The following is a 15665-nucleotide window of genomic DNA, read 5'->3' as shown; positions in this document are numbered from 1 at the left end:
CCGAGGCACCACCCTCGGGAACAGCGCCAGTCAGGCGCTGCGCGCCATGCCTGGCGCACACCAAAAGACCGCCGATCATGGATCGGCGGCCTGGGGTCTTGCGTTAGCGCGGCCCGCTGGCCCAAGGCTTACTTGGCCTTGGAAGCGGTTTCCTTGACTGCCTTGGTCGCGGTTTCGGTGGCCTGCTGGAGGCCTTCCTGGGCCTGCTTGACGCTGCCCTCGGTCAGCTTCTGGCTTTCCTGGACGAAGTCCTGCTGCAGGGCCACGACCTTCTCGGCATCGCCCTTCAGGCGCTCGGTGAGCTCCTTGGCGACGACCTGCTGGCCTTCCAGGTAGCTCTTCAGGCCGGCGGCGTCCTTGACCTCCACCAGGCTACGCAGCTGCGCCAGGCCGCTGTCGGCATAGGCCTTGGTGGCGTCGAGCTGGGCATTGACCAGCTTCTCGGTGACGTCGACGGACAGCGCGGCGAAGGCGCGCGCCGGGGCGAAGAACACGGAGTCGAGCTGGGCGGTGTCAAACTGCTTGGCGTCGAATGCGAATACGTTGGTCATGCTGGGAACCTCCGGGGTTCTGGATGTCATGGAACGGGAGACTCCCGCTCTGATGCAGTGCACAATAACAGGGATTTTTGTGCAGCGCAACATGGATTGAAGTTTGGACGCCGCCCCCCATGGCTGCGGCTCAGTGGGGAAGGTTCCTGGCCGCCAGGGCGATGCCGCGGTCGTCGCCGGTGGTGCCCTGGCAGAAGGCCTCGCTGTAGAAGCGCCGCACGAGCTCGCGAGCGCGCAGCCGGCCATCGCGCAGCTCGTCGAGCCAGTGGCTGAGCTGCCCGGCGACGCGGCTGCCGTCGTGGGCGACCAGCTTCTCGGCGGCACCGTCGCTCATCAGCGCCAGCCCCGTCACGGCCTCCATGGCACAGCACCCCGACTGCACCTGCGCCGGCGTCAGGTGTTCATCCACGAAGGTGGTCTGGTTGGCGAACTCGCCGCGCCCCGCCTCGCCGAGCAGGCTCAGTGCCGGCACCAGTACGTTGCCCGCCTCGGTCTCGTTCGCCGCTTCCGGCACGGCGTGCTCCACGACGATGGCGCCATCCCCCACCTTGAGCCAGAGCAGCCGGGCCTGCCCCACCAGCGCCAGCAGCAGCGTGCAGCGCAGGTCGCGCACCTCGCGGTGCTGCTCGGCCGCCACGTCCTGGAGCACCCCGCGGGCGTGCTTGACGAGCAGCAGCGCCAGCTGCCGGTCGGCCCCCTCGTCGGGCGGCTCGGGCGCATCGAGCAGCGGCGCCAGCTGCGTCTCCAGGGTGACGACCAGGCGCCGCAGGGCGACCACCACGGCACGTGCGCCCCGTTCGGAAGCCGCCGCGCTGCCGGCACCGTCGGCCACCACCAGCAGCGGGCGTGGCGCGACCACGGCCAGGGCCGCGTCCTGGCAGGGCAGCGGCGGCTCGGCCTCCAGATGGGCGAGCCCCGCCACCGCAGCGGACAAGCCGCGCCAGCGCAATGCTGTCTCCCCGGAAACGGGCTCCCAGGTGTCAGCGGACATGGCGCGTCCTCCCGGCCGGAGTCCGACCGGCCCCGGCCAGTTCCCGCGGGCACTCGCCACGGTCGAGCCGCTCGCCGTAGGCGCTCAGCGCCGCCTGCCACTGGGCCAGCGTGGTCCGCCGGGCAGGCTGGTCGGCGCCCTCGGTGAAGGTGGTGACGAAGTGCTCCTGAATGGCCTCGGGCAGTGCCTGCCACAGTGCGTACCAGTCGCCCTGGGGCACGCCGCGCTGGCCGCGCCCATAGGCGAAGTGGCCGCGGCGCAAGTTGCGCACCGGGTCGCCGCCGCCGACGATATCGTAGGGATGGCGCCCCAGCATCAGGCACTTGAAAAGCACGATGGCGAGCGAAAAGGCTTCGCTGCGCGGCGTGCGCACAATGTCGCGGAAGGCCTTGCCCTGGTGCTCCTTGGGGGTCATGTCGGGACTGCCCACCGGGCAGGGGTAGAAAGTACCGCCCACGCGCAACTGGTAGCTGTCGCAGTCGATGAGGGTCACGCTGTCGCTGCCCGGCACGCAGAAGACATTGTTGAGGTTGTAGTCGCCGATGCAGATGCCGTCGCCATGCAGCTGCTGGACGATCTCGATGAAGCGCAGCAGGTAGCCGACGATCTGGCGACGATCCAGGTCGGGAAAGTGGCGGGCATAGAGCAGGGAGTGGGCCAGACAGCCCATCTTGACGCCCCGTGCGCGGTACATGGCGAAGCCGATCCAGCGCTGCTCATGGTCGAAGACGCGGATCAGCGGCCAGCAGACGTCGCGGGTGGTGTGGGTGTCACGCAGCTCGCGCATGGCCTCCACCTTGCGGTGCAGCGCCGCGCCGCGCTTGTCGAGCACCTCGGGGTAGTACCACTTGACGATGACGTCGGCACGGCCGCGCAGGGCGTAGATCTCGCCCTCGCCGCCCCGCGCCAGGCACTGCCCCAGCTGGCGGGCCTGGCCCAGCGAATCCGTCACGATCTTGCCGCGCACCGCCACACCTCCTTTCGGCCGCGCCTTGGGCAGGGCGTCACGCCCGCCGCCATGCTCAGATGCTGTCCCAGCTGTCGGTGGGCGGCAGCCGGACCTGCTCGGTGGTCGAGGCGGACGCCGAGACGCGGCTCATGCTCGCCGACAGCCACTGGAAGAACTCCCGGAACTTGAGCCCGTCGAGCCGCTTGGCGGGGCGCGAGGAGAAGGCGCTGAGGGCCTCCAGGTCCGCTTCCTCGACGCCTACCGGGATGACCACCGTCTTGCGCTGCTGCGCCAGAGCCCGCGAGCGCGCCGCAACCCGCTCCCAGGCGTCGGTGGGCACGCCGTCGCTGATCACTACCAGCCACGGCTGGTAGTAGGCGACCCCGGCCTGGCGGTAGGCGGCCGTGCGCGCCTCCAGGCGATCCAGGGCCAGCTCCATGGCCTCGCCCAGCGGGGTCATGCCGGTGGCGGTGAAGTGCCGGCACTGAGAGATGTTCATGGCCGTGGTGAAGGGCAGCTGTTCGGTCACCTGGCCGCCCGCCGTGATCACCCCCAGCTCCACCGAGCAGGCGGCCATGTCGTCCTCCTGGACGGCGGCGATGAACGCCTGCACGCCGGCGTTGAGCTCGCGCATGGGCTCGCCGAACATCGAGGCGGAGGTGTCCAGCACCAGCATGCAGGCGCAGCGTGGGGAAGGGTTGTCTATCAGATCGCTATCGCGGTTGAGTCGGTATGTCGCCATCGACGGTTCCTCGTATCCGGGCGCCCGGGCCCATGTCCCTCGGCCGGCAACGAGCGTACCACAGGGGAGTCGGCCTTGCCGCGCGGCGGGCCGAAAGTCGCCGTCCGGCCTTGAATCGCCGTGCCACCACCCGCATTTAGGCGATACATCCATCTTTAGGGAACGCATTGCCCATGGCCATCGTCGACCCCAACAGCGGCGAGCCGCTGACGCAGGATACCTCTGCCGAGCAGCCGGCCCAGGGGGACATCCCCGATGAACAGCTGATCATCGATGTCGACCGCAACAGCATCCAGCAGGTGCTGGAGTTCTCCATGCAGGTGCCGGTCCTGCTCGACTGCTGGGCGCCCTGGTGCCAGCCGTGCAAGACCCTGACACCGGTGCTGGAGAAGCTCGCCCGGGAGTATCGCGGCACCTTCCTGCTGGCCAAGCTCAACATCGAGGACAACCAGGACATTGCCGCCCAGCTGGGTGTGCGTTCGGTGCCCGACGTCAAGCTGATCAGCCAGGGCGGCCTGGTGGACCAGTTCCAGGGCGCCCTGCCCGAGAAGGAGATCCGCGAGTGGCTGGGTCGCTACTTCCCCGCCCCGGAGGAGGCGCCGGCGAGCCCCGAGGAGCAGGCCGCCGAGGCACTCGCCACCGGTGACACCGCCACCGCCGGCGCGCTCTACGAGCAGCTGATGCAGCAGTACCCGCAGCACTACCCCTACCAGGTGGAGCTTGCGCGGGTCCGGGTGGCCGAGGGGCGCCACGACGAGGCCCGCAACATCCTCGACAGCCTGCCCCCGGAGGAGCGCGATGCCGCCCCGGCCCGCGGCGTGCGCGCCAGCATCGAGTTCACCGAGGAGGCCCCCTCACGCGAGGAGATCGCCAGTCTCGGCGACCGCGACGACAGCGAGGCGCGCTACAAGCGGGCCCTGCGCCAGGTCGCCGACGGCGACTACGAGGCCGGCCTCGAGGGGCTGCTCGAGCTGCTCAAGAGCGACCGTGCCTACGGCGACGACGCGGCGCGCAAGACCCTGCTGCGCGTCTTCGACGCGCTCGGCGCCGACCACCCGCTGACCGTGACCTATCGGCGCAAGCTGTTCACCCTGCTTTATTAAGACAGTCATTGAGAAAGGCACGGCCGTCTCGAGAAACAGGGCCGTGCCAGGTCGGACTCAGGCGCGCAGCACGGCGTCGAGGCGCGTCAAGGCCTGCTCGAGCTGCAGCGCCGTGGTGCCGAAGTTGAGCCGGGCAAAGCCCGGCCAGCCGAAATCGGCACCGTCGGAGAGGGCCACGCTGGCGCGTTCGAGCAGTTCGCGCTGCGCCGAGCCCGTGCCGCCCCTCAATCCCTGAGCCCCACGCAGATCCAGCCACGCCAGGTAGGTTGATTCCGGCGTGCTCATCGTCACGCCGGGCCAGGTAGCGACATGCTCGACCAGCGTCTGACGGTGGTGGCGCAGCACCTCGAGCAGCGCCCGGCGCCAGGGATCGCCGTGGGCGTAGGCCGCCTCGGCCGCCACCGCACCCAGCACGTTGACATCGGGCACCAGCCCGCGAATCCCGGCGGTGAAGCGGCGCCGCAGCGCCCGGTCGGGAATCACCGCACAGGCGGTGGTCAGCCCTGCCAGGTTGAAGGTCTTGGAGGGCGCCCAGAGCGTCAGGGTGCGGGAGGCAAGGTCGGGAAAGGCCGCCGCCAGCGGACGGTGACAGACGCCGTCGTCGAGCAGCAGGTCGCAGTGCAACTCGTCGGAGACCACCAGCAGGTCGTGACGCTCGACCAGCGCGGCCAGACCGGCCAGCTCCTCGTGGCTCCACACCCGGCCGGTGGGATTGTGGGGATGGCACCACAGCAGCAGCCGCGTCTCGGGGGTGATCGCCGCTTCCAGGGCGTCGAAATCGAGTCGCCAGGGTCCGCCCGGCTGGCCCGGTTCGGCCAGCGCCGCCTGCTGGTGACGCCGCCCGGTGCGCTCGGCCACCTTGAGGAAGGGGGGGTAGATGGGCGTCATCGTCAGCACGCCGTCGCCCGGCTCGGTGAGTGCCAGGCTCGCCAGGTGCAGGGCCGGCACCACCCCGGGCAGCCAGTGCTGCCACTCGGGCTCGATGGACCAGCCGTAGTGGTGCTGGCTCCACTGGCAGAGGGTGTGGCGCAGGCTGTCGGGCACCAGGCCATAGCCGTAGACCCCGTGGTCGACCCGCGCCCGCAGCGCCTCGATCACCGCCGGGGGCGAGCGGAAGTCCATGTCGGCCACCCACAGCGGCAGCACGGCATCGCCGTAGCGGTGCCACTTCTGCGACGGCCAGGCCCCCTCGGTGGGGTGGCGACGCTCGACGGGCGTGGCAAAATCGAACTCCATGTTCTTTCCTCGACTCAGGGAAACCGCCAATGATTTCCGAGACCATGCCGCAAAGCGGCTTCTATGCCAAGGTACGCCAGGGCATGCCGGCACTGATCGACCAGTGGCGCCGCCTGGGCCGCGGCGATGCCGACCGCCTGGCCTTGATCCTCGCCGAGACGGCTCGGGTGGCGCGCCTCGGCGAGCCGGACGCGACCCCCGACGGCGCCACCCTCGCGGCCTGGAGCCAGCCGGGCGCGCAGGACAGCATCCCCCTCTGGGCGGCGCGCACCGCCACCTTCCTGCTCGTGCAGATGCCGGCCCGCCCGGTGCCGCAGGGCGAGGAAGAGGCCTGCGCCTGGGCCTACTGCTGGCTGCTCAATCGCGATTTCGAGAGCGTGGAAGCGGCCCGTGCGGCGCTGCCGGAGCACCTGCGCGAGCGCCTCGGCCACGCCGTCGGTGCCGCCTGGGCCGATCGCCAGGGGCTGCGCCTGGTGTGACCGGCACCGGTGACACCGCCCGTCGAGCTCCCGACCCTATGCAAGGATGACATATGGACGTTCCCCTGAGCTGGCAGCTGGCCAAGCTGCTGGTTTCCATCGGTATCGTACTCGGCCTGTCGGTGATTGCCGAGCGGGTCAGCACCCGGGTGGCCGGGCTGCTCGCCGGCTACCCGCTGGGTACCGCCATCGCGCTCTTCTTCATCGGCCTGGAGATCTCGCCGGCCTTTGCCGCCGAGAGCGCCGTTTTCAGCCTGGCCGGCTTCACCGCCACCCTGGCGCTGGGCGGCGGCTACCTGCTCGGCGGGCGCCGCGAAGGGCTGCCCGGGGTGCTGGGCGGTACAGCCTCGGGCCTCGCCGCCTGGCTGCTGGCGAGCCTGCTGCTGACCCGCATCGACTTCTCGCGGCTCGGCGGCACCCTGACCACCCTGGCGGCCATCGTCGCCTTCACCTGGCTCTATCGCCACCTGCCCGACACTCGCGCGGCGGTGCGCGGCGGCTTCCGCTGGCCAGCCCTGGCGCTGCGCGCCGGGATCGCCACGGCCATCGTCTTCCTGATCACCGCCCTGGCCCACCTGCTGCCGGTCTCCTGGTCGGGCATGCTGGCCGCTTTTCCCATCTCCATGTACCCGCTGCTGGTGATCCTGCACCTCACCCATGGGGCCGCCCCGGCCGCCACGGTAATCAAGCACTACCCGGCGGGACTGGGGGCGCTGCTCTGCTACACCCTCTGCGTGTCGCTCACCTATGCCCCGCTGGGCCTCGCCGCGGGCACCCTGACCGGATTCGGTGTGGCCACCCTGTGGCTGTTCGGCTGGACGCAACTGCAGGCCTGGCACGCCCGGCGCGTCCTGGCCGGCACTTGACCTAGCGTTTGCTCGGGGCAATGCTGTCAAGCGGCCAATCGCCTCGAGTCCCCCTCCCAACGACCTCGAGCCCCCTCCCAACGACAAAGAAACGACAGGATACCGCCCATGTTCGTGCGCACCATCGAGCCCGCCTTCTACGACACCGACGCCCTCGGCCATGTCAACAACACCCGCCTGCCGGCCTGGTTCGAGCTCGCCCGCAACGATCTCTTCAAGCTGTTCACGCCGGATCTCGATCCGGGCAAATGGCGCTTGATCATGGCGCGCATGGAGATCGACTACCGGGCCGAGCTGCACTACGGTCACACGATCGAGCTGCGTACCTACCTCTCGCGCCTGGGCAACAGCTCCTTCACCGTGACCCAGGAGGCGTGGCAGAAGGGGGTGCTCACCAACCTGGGCCACACCGTGCTGGTGCACTTCGACCACGGCGAGAAGCGCGCCGTGCCCATTGCCGGCGAACTGCGCGCCGCTCTCGAGGCGCACCTGCAGCCCCTCGAGGAGCCGGAACAGGCATGACCCCGGCGATCAAGCGACTGGAGCGCGACGGCATCGACTTCATGCTGCTGCGCTACGACCACGACCCGCGCGCCGCAGCCTACGGCGAGGAGGCCGTCCAGGCCCTGGGGCTCGACCCGGCGAGCGTGTTCAAGACGCTCGTCGCCCACCTCGACGACGGCCGGCTGGTGGTGGCCATGGTGCCGGTGCTGGCGCGGCTCGACCTCAAGGCGCTGGCTCGCGCCGCCGGGGCGCGCAAGGCCAGCCTGGCCGAGGCCGAGGCGGCCGAGCGCGCCACCGGCTACGTGCTCGGCGGCATCAGCCCGCTGGGCCAGAAGCAGCGCCTGCCGGCCTTCCTCGACGCCAGTGCCGCGGCGCTGGCGGCCATCCACGTCAGCGGCGGGCGACGCGGCCTCGAGATCCGGCTCGCCCCCGACGACCTGGTGGGCGCGACCGGGGCGCGCCTGGCCCCGTTGACTCGCCACGAGACAGCCTGAGCCGAATACGCCCCACCGCTGTCCCAACGACAGGCCCCGCAGTGAGGCGGGCCATTCCCTCGTCAGGAGCCGCCCATGGCCATCCGCTACACCCTCTGGCTCGATCCGGACAACGTTGCCCAGCACCACGCGGTGGAAGCCGACCTGGAGCGCTATTTCATGGAGCGCTTCGCCGACTATCCCCATATCCGCTTGTTCGGGGCCGATCCCTACGATTATGATGCGCCGTTCAATCGCCTCTATGACGTCCTGATGGCGCGGGCCAACGAGTATTGCGAGCGGCAGTGGCAGTATGTCCCAACGCCGGAGCAGCTCAACCGCACCTTCTTCCGTGCCGTGGGCCGCTCCAACAAGTTCGTACGAGACCCTGCCGATGGTGATCCACGCCGACCAGAAACCTGATGCCCGCCAGCTCGCCATTATCACCGAGCAGCTCGGGCGCGCCCCGCGCGGCATCGAGGCGGTGGCCGCCGTGGACGGCGCAGGCACCCCGCTGGTGCTGCGCATGGCGCCCATCGTCGACGACAAGCCCTTCCCCACCCTCTATTGGCTGTGCGACACCCGGCTCAAGATCGCGCTGTCGCGCATCGAGGCGGCCGGCGTGATCAAGCAGTTGGAGAGCCGGTTGCGCGAGGATGCCGACTTCCTCGCGGCCTACCACGCCAGCCACCGCGACTATGTCGGCACACGTTGGCACCACATGAGCGCCGACCAGCGCGCCGAGGTGGCGAGACGCGGCTACGAAACCGTGCTCGTCGAGCGCGGCATCGGCGGCATCGCCAACTGGGACCAGGTGCGCTGCCTACACACCCAGTACGCCCACCATCTGTGCGGCCACAACGTCGTCGGCCAGTGGCTGGATGCCGAATACGCAGTGGCCGACTGCCTGGCGTGACCTCTCCTGTCGCCATGCCATGCCTGCTAGGATGGAGCGACTTTCAAGGAGATGCGCATGTCGAGATTCTGTGTCTATCTGGGGTCCCGCGAGGGGCGGGACCCGGCATACGTCGCGGCGGCCCGCGCCCTCGGCCAGGAGCTGGCCCGACGCGGCCACGGCCTGGTGTATGGCGGCGCCCGCATCGGCCTGATGGGCGAGCTGGCCGATGCGGTGCTGGCCGCCGGTGGCGAGGTGATCGGCGTGATGCCCGATCACCTGGTGGAGCGCGAGCAGGCCCACCAGGGGCTGCCGACGCTGATCCGCGTGGCCAACATGCACGAGCGCAAGGCCAGCATGGCAGCCCATGCCGATGCCTTCATCGCCCTGCCCGGGGGCATCGGCACCCTGGAGGAGCTGTTCGAGGCCTGGACCTGGCAGTATCTGGGGCTGCACGACAAGCCCATCGGCGTGCTCGACACCGCCGGCTTCTACACGTCGCTGCTCGACTTCCTCGACGCCACGGTGGCGCAGGGCTTTCTCAACCCTGCCACCCGCGACTGCCTCGTTGACGCCGATACACCGCCTGCCCTGCTGGATGCCCTGGAAGCTCGGCTGGCCAGCAGCTGACGCCTGACACGGAGGAAATCGCCCATGCACGCCATTGTCATCGACGAAGAGCGCCTGGCGTGGCGAGAGATGCCCACCCCGGCCGGCCCCGCCGCCGGCGAGGTGCGGATCCACGTCGCCTGGGCTGGGGTCAACCGCGCCGACCTGATGCAGCGCGCCGGCCACTACCCGCCGCCCCCAGGGGTCAGCGAGGTGCCCGGTCTCGAGGTCAGCGGCAGGGTCGCGGCCGTGGGCGAGGGCGTCACCCACCTGGCCCCGGGCACGCCGGTCTGCGCCCTGCTGGCGGGCGGCGGCTACGCCGAGGAGGTGGTGGTGGATGCCCGCCAGGTGCTGCCGCTGCCGGACGGCATCGCCTTGCGCGAGGCGGCGGCGCTGCCCGAGGTGTTCGCCACCGCCTGGCTCAACCTCTTCATGGAGGGCCAGCTCGGCGCCGGGGAGCGCGTACTGCTGCACGCTGGCGCGAGCGGTGTGGGCACCGCGGCCATCCAGCTGTGCTGCGCCTTCGATCACCCCTGCTTCGTCACCGTGGGCAGCGATGCCAAGCTCGAGGCCTGTCGCGACCTGGGTGCCGACGCCGGCTGGAACCGCCACCACGGCAGTTTCGTCGAGGCGGTGAAGGCCTGGGGCGGCGCCGATGTCATTCTCGACCCGGTGGGCGGTAGCTATCTCGCCGACAACCAGCGCGTGCTCAATGCCGACGGGCGGCTGGTGCTGATCGGGCTGCTCGGCGGGCGCAGCGGTGAGCTCGATCTGGGGCGGCTGCTGATGAAGCGTCAGCGCCTGATCGGCTCGACCCTGCGCGCCAAGCCACCGGCGGCCAAGGGCGCCATTCTCGCTGCCCTCGAGCGCCATGTCTGGCCGCGGCTGGCGCGCGGCGAGATCCGCCCGCTGGTCGACCGCCACTGGCCCATCACCGAGGCCGAGGCGGCCCAGGCCCACGTTGAGCGGGATGCCAACATCGGCAAGGTGCTGCTCGAGGTGGCGGGCAATGCGTGATGGAACGCCGCGCGGGGCGTGGCAGGGTCGCGCTCAGGCGCCGCGGGCCAGCTCCCGGGTACGCGCATAGGTGAGCTGCAGCAGGCGGGCGTCGTCACCGGCACGGTGGCGGTGGATGCCCAGCTCGGCGACCAGCGCCTCGCGGGTGTCGTGCCACAGGGCGAGCTGGCGCTCGTCGAGCAGCAGGCGCAGCGCCTCGAGACGAAACGCCGGCAGCAGGCCGGCATGGTGGAAGAGCAGCGACAGCCAGGTGTTGTCGTAGCCCCAGCTGTCGCTGTAGGCCACGCCGATCTCGCCCAACTCGTCATTGAGCCAGCGCGCCACCTGGATGATGGGCAGGCCCTCGCGGGCCAGGCGCGCCCGCGAGATGCCGTGCAGCAACTCCGCCTTGGGGTCCCAGTGGGTCCACTCCGCCAGCGGCTGGACGAGGAAGGCGCAGCTGCTGCCGTCGGCGCGCGCCAGGCCGATCTCGATGGGGTAGCTACCGCGCCCGAACCCGGACGCTTCGATATCCAGCAATGTCGGAAGCGTCACGGGGGGCAAGGGTCCTTGAAAACGGGCGCGTACGAAGCCGACAGGGCGGCGGGAGGCTCAGTGTCGCGTCTCGGCGAGGCCGCTGTCCAGTTCGACCTCGTCGAGGGGCAGGTGGCGTGCGGCCAGCGCTTCCCAGTGGGCGGCCTGGTCGGCGTCGACGGGCAAGCCCAGTTCGCCATGATGGTAGGCCTTGGCCAGCCGGCTCGCCGCCAGGGCATGGCCCGCCTCGCCGGCGCGGGCGTACCAGGTGACCGCGCGGTCCTCGCGGCGCGGGTACTGGACGCAGCCGTGCTCGAAGATCCGCCCGGCCTGGTACTGTGCCTTGAGGTCGCCGGCCTGGGCGGCTTCCAGCACGTAGCGGGCGCCACGCGCCTTGTCCTGGGGGCTCACCCCGCGGTGGAAGAGCATGTGCCCGTACAGCGACAGCGCCGCCGGGTGGCCGGCATCGGCACAGCGCTCGAAGAGGTGCAGGGTCAAGCGCTGCGTGCGCGGTGACCGCGGCAGCCAGCGCGTGTGGAACAGCTGCTGGGCAAGACGGTATTCCAGCCGGGTGAACAGTGACGATGCCTGCGTCATGGCAAACAACCTTGCATCCCGTAGGGTGGTGGGCCTGACACTGCGCACCATCCGCTGGGCGTTGCCATGGCCTGTCGTCGCTCGCCCTCCGGACTCCGCCGGGGCCGCTTCTCGAGGGTGGCCAGCATACGCTCGCTCCGGGGGTGACTCAAGCCTTGTCGTTTGCTGCCCTGCCGGGGCCCCGCTACCATTGCCAAGCGATACCGACGATCCCTTCCACAGGAGTGACGGATGCAGACGCGACCGCTGGGCAACACGGGCATCGAGGTCAGCCGCCTATGCCTTGGCACCATGACCTTCGGCGAACAGAACAGCGAGGCCGAGGCCCATGAACAGCTCGACCGTGCCGTGGCCTTCGGCATCAACTTCATCGATACGGCGGAGATGTACCCGGTCCCGCCGCGTGCCGAGACCCAGGGCCGTACCGAGGCCTACATCGGCACCTGGCTCAAGGCCCGGGCCAGCCGTGACGACGTCATCATCGCCACCAAGGCGGCCGGCCCCGGGCTCGACCACATCCGCGGCGGGCCACGCCTGACCCGCGAGCACCTTCACCAGGCCATCGACGATAGCCTGGCGCGCCTGCAGACCGACTACGTGGACCTCTACCAGCTGCACTGGCCGGACCGGCGCACCAACTTCTTCGGACGGCTCGGCTACGTGCACGACGACGAGGAGGACGCCACGCCGCTCGAGGAGACCCTCGCCGCCCTCAAGGAGCTGGTGGATGCCGGCAAGGTGCGCGCCATCGGCCTCTCCAACGAGACACCCTGGGGCGTGATGCGCTGCCTGAAGCTGGCCGACGCCCAGGGGCTGCCCCGTATCGCCTCGGTGCAGAATCCCTACAACCTGCTCAACCGCTCCTTTGAAGTGGGCCTGGCCGAGATCGCCCACCGCGAACGGGTGGGCCTGCTCGCCTACTCGCCGCTCGGCTTCGGCGTGCTCTCCGGCAAGTACCTCGAGGGCGCCCGTCCGGCAAACGCGCGTCTGACACTCTTCGAGCGCTTTCAGCGCTACACCAGTCCGCACGCCGAGGAGGCCACCCGCGCCTACGTGACGATCGCCCGCGAGCACGGCCTGGACCCGGCCCAGATGGCGCTGGCCTTCGTCAATACGCGCCCCTTCCTCACCAGCAACATCATCGGCGCCACCACCATGGAGCAGCTCGAGAGCAACCTGGAGAGTGAGTTCCTCAAGCTCGACGATGAAGTGCTGGAGGCCATCGAGGCAGTCCACGCGCGCCTCTCCAACCCCTGCCCCTGATCCAGGCGGGCATGGTCTCGCTATCGTCCCGATAGGCCATGCCCGTCGGGCGGCTTGGTATACTGGCCGCCGATTCTTCGGCCACAGGAGCGCCCCATGCTGAGCGTGATCTCGCCCGCCAAGTCCCTGGACTTCGAGACCCCACCCACCACGGCTCACTACACCCAGCCCGACTTTCTCGACCGCAGCCAGACGCTGGTCGATATCCTGCGCGACTACTCGCCGCAGCGCCTCAGCGAACTGATGGGCATCAGCGACAAGCTCGCCGGCCTCAATGCTGCCCGCTTCGCCGAATGGCAGCCGCCCTTCACGCCGGACAACGCCAAGCCGGCCGTCCAGGCTTTCCAGGGCGACGTCTATCAGGGCCTGGCGGCGGATACCTTCAACGAGGCCGACAACGCCTTCGCCCAGGAGCACCTGCGCATTCTCTCCGGCCTCTATGGCCTGCTGCGCCCGCTCGACCTCATCCAGCCCTACCGGCTGGAGATGGGCACGAAGCTGGAGAACCCGGCGGGCAAGGACCTCTACGCCTTCTGGAAGCCGCGGCTGACCGAGGCGCTGAGCGAGGCGGCGGCCGCCAGCGGCAGCCCGGTGCTGGTCAACCTGGCCTCCAACGAGTACTTCAAGGCCATCGACCCCAAGCGTCTCGAGGCGCGGGTCGTCACACCGGTGTTCAAGGACGAGAAGAACGGCAAGCTCAAGATCATCAGCTTCTACGCCAAGAAGGCGCGTGGCTTGATGGCGGCGTGGATGATCCGCCAGCGCCTCGACGACCCGGAAGGGCTGAAGGAGTTCGACGTGGCCGGCTATCGCTTCAACGCCACTCTCTCCGAGGGAGACACTTTGGTGTTCACCCGTGCCGAAGGAGCGAGCTGAACCGTGCTGGCCGGTTAACGATCAGGACCAACGCAGGGGGCGCGCCGCACGGGGCTTGAGGAAGCGGCGGTGGACCGACTTGAAGCGCTCGCCGTCGCAGCGCTCCAGCCATTCGTAGGCGACCATGTCGGCGCTGACCGCCACGGCGCCCGCCTGGACCATGCGCGCCTGGGCCAGCGCCGCCTCCGCGGCGCGTCGACTGGCCGTCGCTTCCACCAGCCAGTAGACCTCGTAGCCCGCCGCCAGCAGCCCGAGCCCCGTCTGCATCACGCAAATATGCGCCTCGGTGCCGCAGAGCACCACCTGGCGACGTCCACTGTCGGCCAGCGCACCGGCAAAATCCGCTTCGTCGTGGGCACCGAAGTGCACCTTCTGCCACAGGCGATGGCGCGGCAGCGCCTCGATCAGTCGCGGGTCACTGCCCCCCAGCCCTTCGGGGTACTGCTCGGTGAGCCACACGGGCACATCCAGCGCCTCGGCCACGCCCCCCAGCCAGCCGGCTTCGGCCACGGCCTGATCGCCGCCATCGATCACCGGGAGCAACCCGGCCTGGAGGTCGACGATCAGCAACAGGCTCTCTTCGCGTTTCAGGCGCATGGGACCTTCCTCTCTGGATAGCTGCCGGTATCCGGTGGCTGTCAGCATCATGAGTGTCGTGGCCCTTCAGGATAGCGGGTAGAATGGACGATCACGAGACGCCTTCCCAGACGTCCCCCATTCGGAGACCTTATCGATGCGCCAACTCCTTGTCATGCTGGTCGTCGGCCTGCTGAGCCTCGGCCCGGCCATGGACGCCGCCGAAGCCCGCCGCTTCGGCGGCGGCAGCAGTGTCGGCAGCTTCTCGCGCTCGGCAGACCGGCCGGCTGCGGCTCCCAACCAGGCGGCACCGGCACAACCAGGCGCCGCCGGTTCGCGGATGCCCGGCATGCTGGGCGGTATGCTCGCCGGCGGCCTGCTCGCCGCTCTCTTCTTTGGCGGCGCCTTCGACGAACTGCGCCTGATGGACATCCTGCTGGTCGCCGGCCTCGGCTTCCTGCTCTTTCGTCTGCTGGCGCGACGGCGCCCGGCTGTGGCCGGCGCCGCGCGGCAGGGCGAGCCGGTCACACCGTTTCAGGCATTCCCCGGCGGCACCACCCCCGCGTCATCCGCACCGGCCTACGGTAGCCTGCCAAGCTGGTTCGACCGGGAGCGCTTCCTGACCGATGCCAAGGGCCACTTCATGAGTCTACAGCGCGCCTGGGACAACAATGACTTCGCGGGCATCCAGGAATACGTCACCCCCGAACTCTACAACCTGCTGCGCGAGGAACGTGCACGGCAGCCGGCCAACAACCGCACCGAAATCGTGCGACTCTTCGCCGAGCTCGGCGATGTCCGCGAAATCGACCAGCAAGCGGAAGCCAACGTCATCTTCCATGGCATTCTGGGCGAGAACGACGAGCAGACCGAATTCAACGAGACCTGGCACCTGATCCGCGAACTGCGTGATGGTGCGCCCTGGTACCTGCAGGGCATCGAGCAGAATCCCGGCAGCTGATTGCCCAACAAGCCCCACGTGACAAGGCCGGGGTGCAACCCGGCCTTGGTTGAGCGGGACCGACACGGTCAGTTGTCCTCGGCGGACTCCTCGACCTCCTCGCCCATCTCCTCGACCTCTTCTCCTGTCTCTTCCATCGTCTCGTCGATGTTCTCGCCCGCCTCCTCGGCTGGCCCCTGCTCCTCCTCGCAGGCCGCCAGACCGACACCCAGCATGGCCAGCATGAGCACCAGTCCTAGCTTGCGCGTGATTGCATGCGGCATCGCTGACCTCCTTTGCGATGATCGGTTCAGCAGCCACCGAACGGGCTGCCACTCCCCAGCCTAGTGCCTCACCCGCCAGTCGACCACGTTTTTGAAGGCCGCTGTAGTCCGGCTCGGATCGCGAAATCTCAGACCCAAAACAGCAAAACCCCGAGCTCGTATGAGCCCGGGGTTTCGGGATAAGGTGCCTGACGATGATCT

Annotated in this window: 21 protein-coding genes; 12 read left to right on the top strand and 9 right to left on the bottom strand. The window is 69.4% G+C overall.

The window, feature by feature from the left end; all coding sequences use genetic code 11:
• Positions 1-128: 128 nt before the first annotated feature.
• The 4 genes from FEF15_RS18025 to FEF15_RS18010 all read right to left on the bottom strand — a co-directional run bounded on the left by FEF15_RS18025 (position 129) and on the right by FEF15_RS18010 (position 3233).
• Positions 129-551 (bottom strand): phasin family protein, encoded by a 423-nt coding sequence (locus FEF15_RS18025; RefSeq protein WP_163560658.1) that lies wholly within the window; start codon positions 549-551, stop codon positions 129-131.
• 130 nt (positions 552-681) lie between these two features.
• Positions 682-1542 carry a protein phosphatase 2C domain-containing protein gene (locus FEF15_RS18020; protein ID WP_163560657.1) on the bottom strand — a complete coding sequence of 287 codons (861 nt, stop codon included), beginning with the start codon at positions 1540-1542 and terminating at the stop codon, positions 682-684.
• A complete protein-coding gene (locus tag FEF15_RS18015) occupies positions 1532-2509 on the bottom strand; it encodes a kinase (protein WP_205598578.1) in 978 nt (325 codons plus the stop codon). Before FEF15_RS18015 ends, FEF15_RS18020 begins: the two co-directional genes overlap by 11 nt.
• 55 nt (positions 2510-2564) lie before the next feature.
• Positions 2565-3233 (bottom strand): VWA domain-containing protein, encoded by a 669-nt coding sequence (locus FEF15_RS18010; RefSeq protein ID WP_163560655.1) that lies wholly within the window; start codon positions 3231-3233, stop codon positions 2565-2567.
• Positions 3234-3406: 173 nt separating this feature from the next.
• On the opposite strand from FEF15_RS18010, the gene FEF15_RS18005 reads away from it, so the two are divergent.
• The gene (locus tag FEF15_RS18005; protein ID WP_163560652.1) at positions 3407-4336 is read left to right on the top strand and encodes a tetratricopeptide repeat protein; all 930 of its coding nucleotides are present in this window, start codon (positions 3407-3409) and stop codon (positions 4334-4336) included.
• A 57-nt stretch (positions 4337-4393) separates the two neighbouring features.
• Here the strand turns inward: FEF15_RS18005 and FEF15_RS18000 are convergent, their stop codons facing one another.
• Entirely contained in the window at positions 4394-5572 is a 1179-nt protein-coding gene (locus FEF15_RS18000; protein WP_163560650.1) for a PatB family C-S lyase, read from the bottom strand.
• Positions 5573-5616: 44 nt separating this feature from the next.
• Between FEF15_RS18000 and FEF15_RS17995 the strand changes: the two genes are divergently transcribed.
• From FEF15_RS17995 to FEF15_RS17960, 8 genes are all read left to right on the top strand, one after another.
• Positions 5617-6051, top strand: coding sequence for a hypothetical protein (locus FEF15_RS17995; RefSeq protein ID WP_163560660.1), 435 nt, complete (start codon positions 5617-5619; stop codon positions 6049-6051).
• Between the two features lie 53 nt (positions 6052-6104).
• Positions 6105-6917, top strand: coding sequence for a hypothetical protein (locus tag FEF15_RS17990; protein ID WP_163560648.1), 813 nt, complete (start codon positions 6105-6107; stop codon positions 6915-6917).
• Between the two features lie 108 nt (positions 6918-7025).
• Positions 7026-7439 (top strand): thioesterase family protein, encoded by a 414-nt coding sequence (locus tag FEF15_RS17985; protein WP_163560647.1) that lies wholly within the window; start codon positions 7026-7028, stop codon positions 7437-7439.
• Positions 7436-7915 carry a Cys-tRNA(Pro) deacylase gene (gene ybaK, locus FEF15_RS17980; protein WP_163560645.1) on the top strand — a complete coding sequence of 160 codons (480 nt, stop codon included), beginning with the start codon at positions 7436-7438 and terminating at the stop codon, positions 7913-7915. Before FEF15_RS17985 ends, ybaK begins: the two co-directional genes overlap by 4 nt.
• A 75-nt stretch (positions 7916-7990) precedes the next feature.
• Entirely contained in the window at positions 7991-8317 is a 327-nt protein-coding gene (locus tag FEF15_RS17975; RefSeq protein WP_163560643.1) for a hypothetical protein, read from the top strand.
• On the top strand, positions 8289-8810 hold the full coding sequence (locus FEF15_RS17970) for a DUF501 domain-containing protein (protein WP_163560641.1): 522 nt from the start codon (positions 8289-8291) through the stop codon (positions 8808-8810). The genes FEF15_RS17975 and FEF15_RS17970 overlap by 29 nt, the downstream gene beginning before the upstream one ends.
• 57 nt (positions 8811-8867) lie before the next feature.
• Complete coding sequence (locus tag FEF15_RS17965; protein ID WP_163560639.1) at positions 8868-9419, top strand: TIGR00730 family Rossman fold protein; 552 nt, start codon at positions 8868-8870, stop codon at positions 9417-9419.
• A gap of 24 nt (positions 9420-9443) precedes the next feature.
• Entirely contained in the window at positions 9444-10415 is a 972-nt protein-coding gene (locus FEF15_RS17960) for an NAD(P)H-quinone oxidoreductase (protein WP_163560637.1), read from the top strand.
• A 33-nt stretch (positions 10416-10448) separates the two neighbouring features.
• Here the strand turns inward: FEF15_RS17960 and FEF15_RS17955 are convergent, their stop codons facing one another.
• The gene (locus tag FEF15_RS17955; protein WP_163560635.1) at positions 10449-10949 is read right to left on the bottom strand and encodes a hypothetical protein; all 501 of its coding nucleotides are present in this window, start codon (positions 10947-10949) and stop codon (positions 10449-10451) included.
• Positions 10950-11006: 57 nt separating this feature from the next.
• Positions 11007-11525 (bottom strand): tetratricopeptide repeat protein, encoded by a 519-nt coding sequence (locus FEF15_RS17950; protein WP_163560633.1) that lies wholly within the window; start codon positions 11523-11525, stop codon positions 11007-11009.
• A 231-nt stretch (positions 11526-11756) separates the two neighbouring features.
• Here FEF15_RS17950 and FEF15_RS17945 point away from each other — a divergent pair, with 231 nt between their 5' ends.
• Positions 11757-12788, top strand: a complete 1032-nt coding sequence (locus FEF15_RS17945) for an NADP(H)-dependent aldo-keto reductase (RefSeq protein WP_163560632.1) — start codon at positions 11757-11759, stop codon at positions 12786-12788.
• Between the two features lie 96 nt (positions 12789-12884).
• Positions 12885-13664 (top strand): peroxide stress protein YaaA, encoded by a 780-nt coding sequence (gene yaaA, locus FEF15_RS17940; RefSeq protein WP_163560630.1) that lies wholly within the window; start codon positions 12885-12887, stop codon positions 13662-13664.
• 21 nt (positions 13665-13685) lie between these two features.
• Here the strand turns inward: yaaA and FEF15_RS17935 are convergent, their stop codons facing one another.
• Positions 13686-14261 carry an isochorismatase family protein gene (locus FEF15_RS17935; RefSeq protein ID WP_163560628.1) on the bottom strand — a complete coding sequence of 192 codons (576 nt, stop codon included), beginning with the start codon at positions 14259-14261 and terminating at the stop codon, positions 13686-13688.
• 136 nt (positions 14262-14397) lie between these two features.
• Between FEF15_RS17935 and FEF15_RS17930 the strand changes: the two genes are divergently transcribed.
• Positions 14398-15201 (top strand): Tim44-like domain-containing protein, encoded by an 804-nt coding sequence (locus tag FEF15_RS17930; RefSeq protein ID WP_163560626.1) that lies wholly within the window; start codon positions 14398-14400, stop codon positions 15199-15201.
• A 68-nt stretch (positions 15202-15269) separates the two neighbouring features.
• On the opposite strand, the gene FEF15_RS17925 is transcribed toward FEF15_RS17930, so the two are convergent.
• A complete protein-coding gene (locus FEF15_RS17925) occupies positions 15270-15464 on the bottom strand; it encodes a hypothetical protein (protein ID WP_163560624.1) in 195 nt (64 codons plus the stop codon).
• Positions 15465-15665: the final 201 nt, after the last annotated feature.

The organism is Halomonas sp. NO4 (assembly GCF_010994375.1).
In the GTDB taxonomy this organism is placed as follows: Bacteria; Pseudomonadota; Gammaproteobacteria; order Pseudomonadales; family Halomonadaceae; genus Halomonas.
The sequence above is the reverse complement of the archived record's forward strand: the minus strand, read 5'-3'. Positions and strand labels throughout refer to the sequence as shown.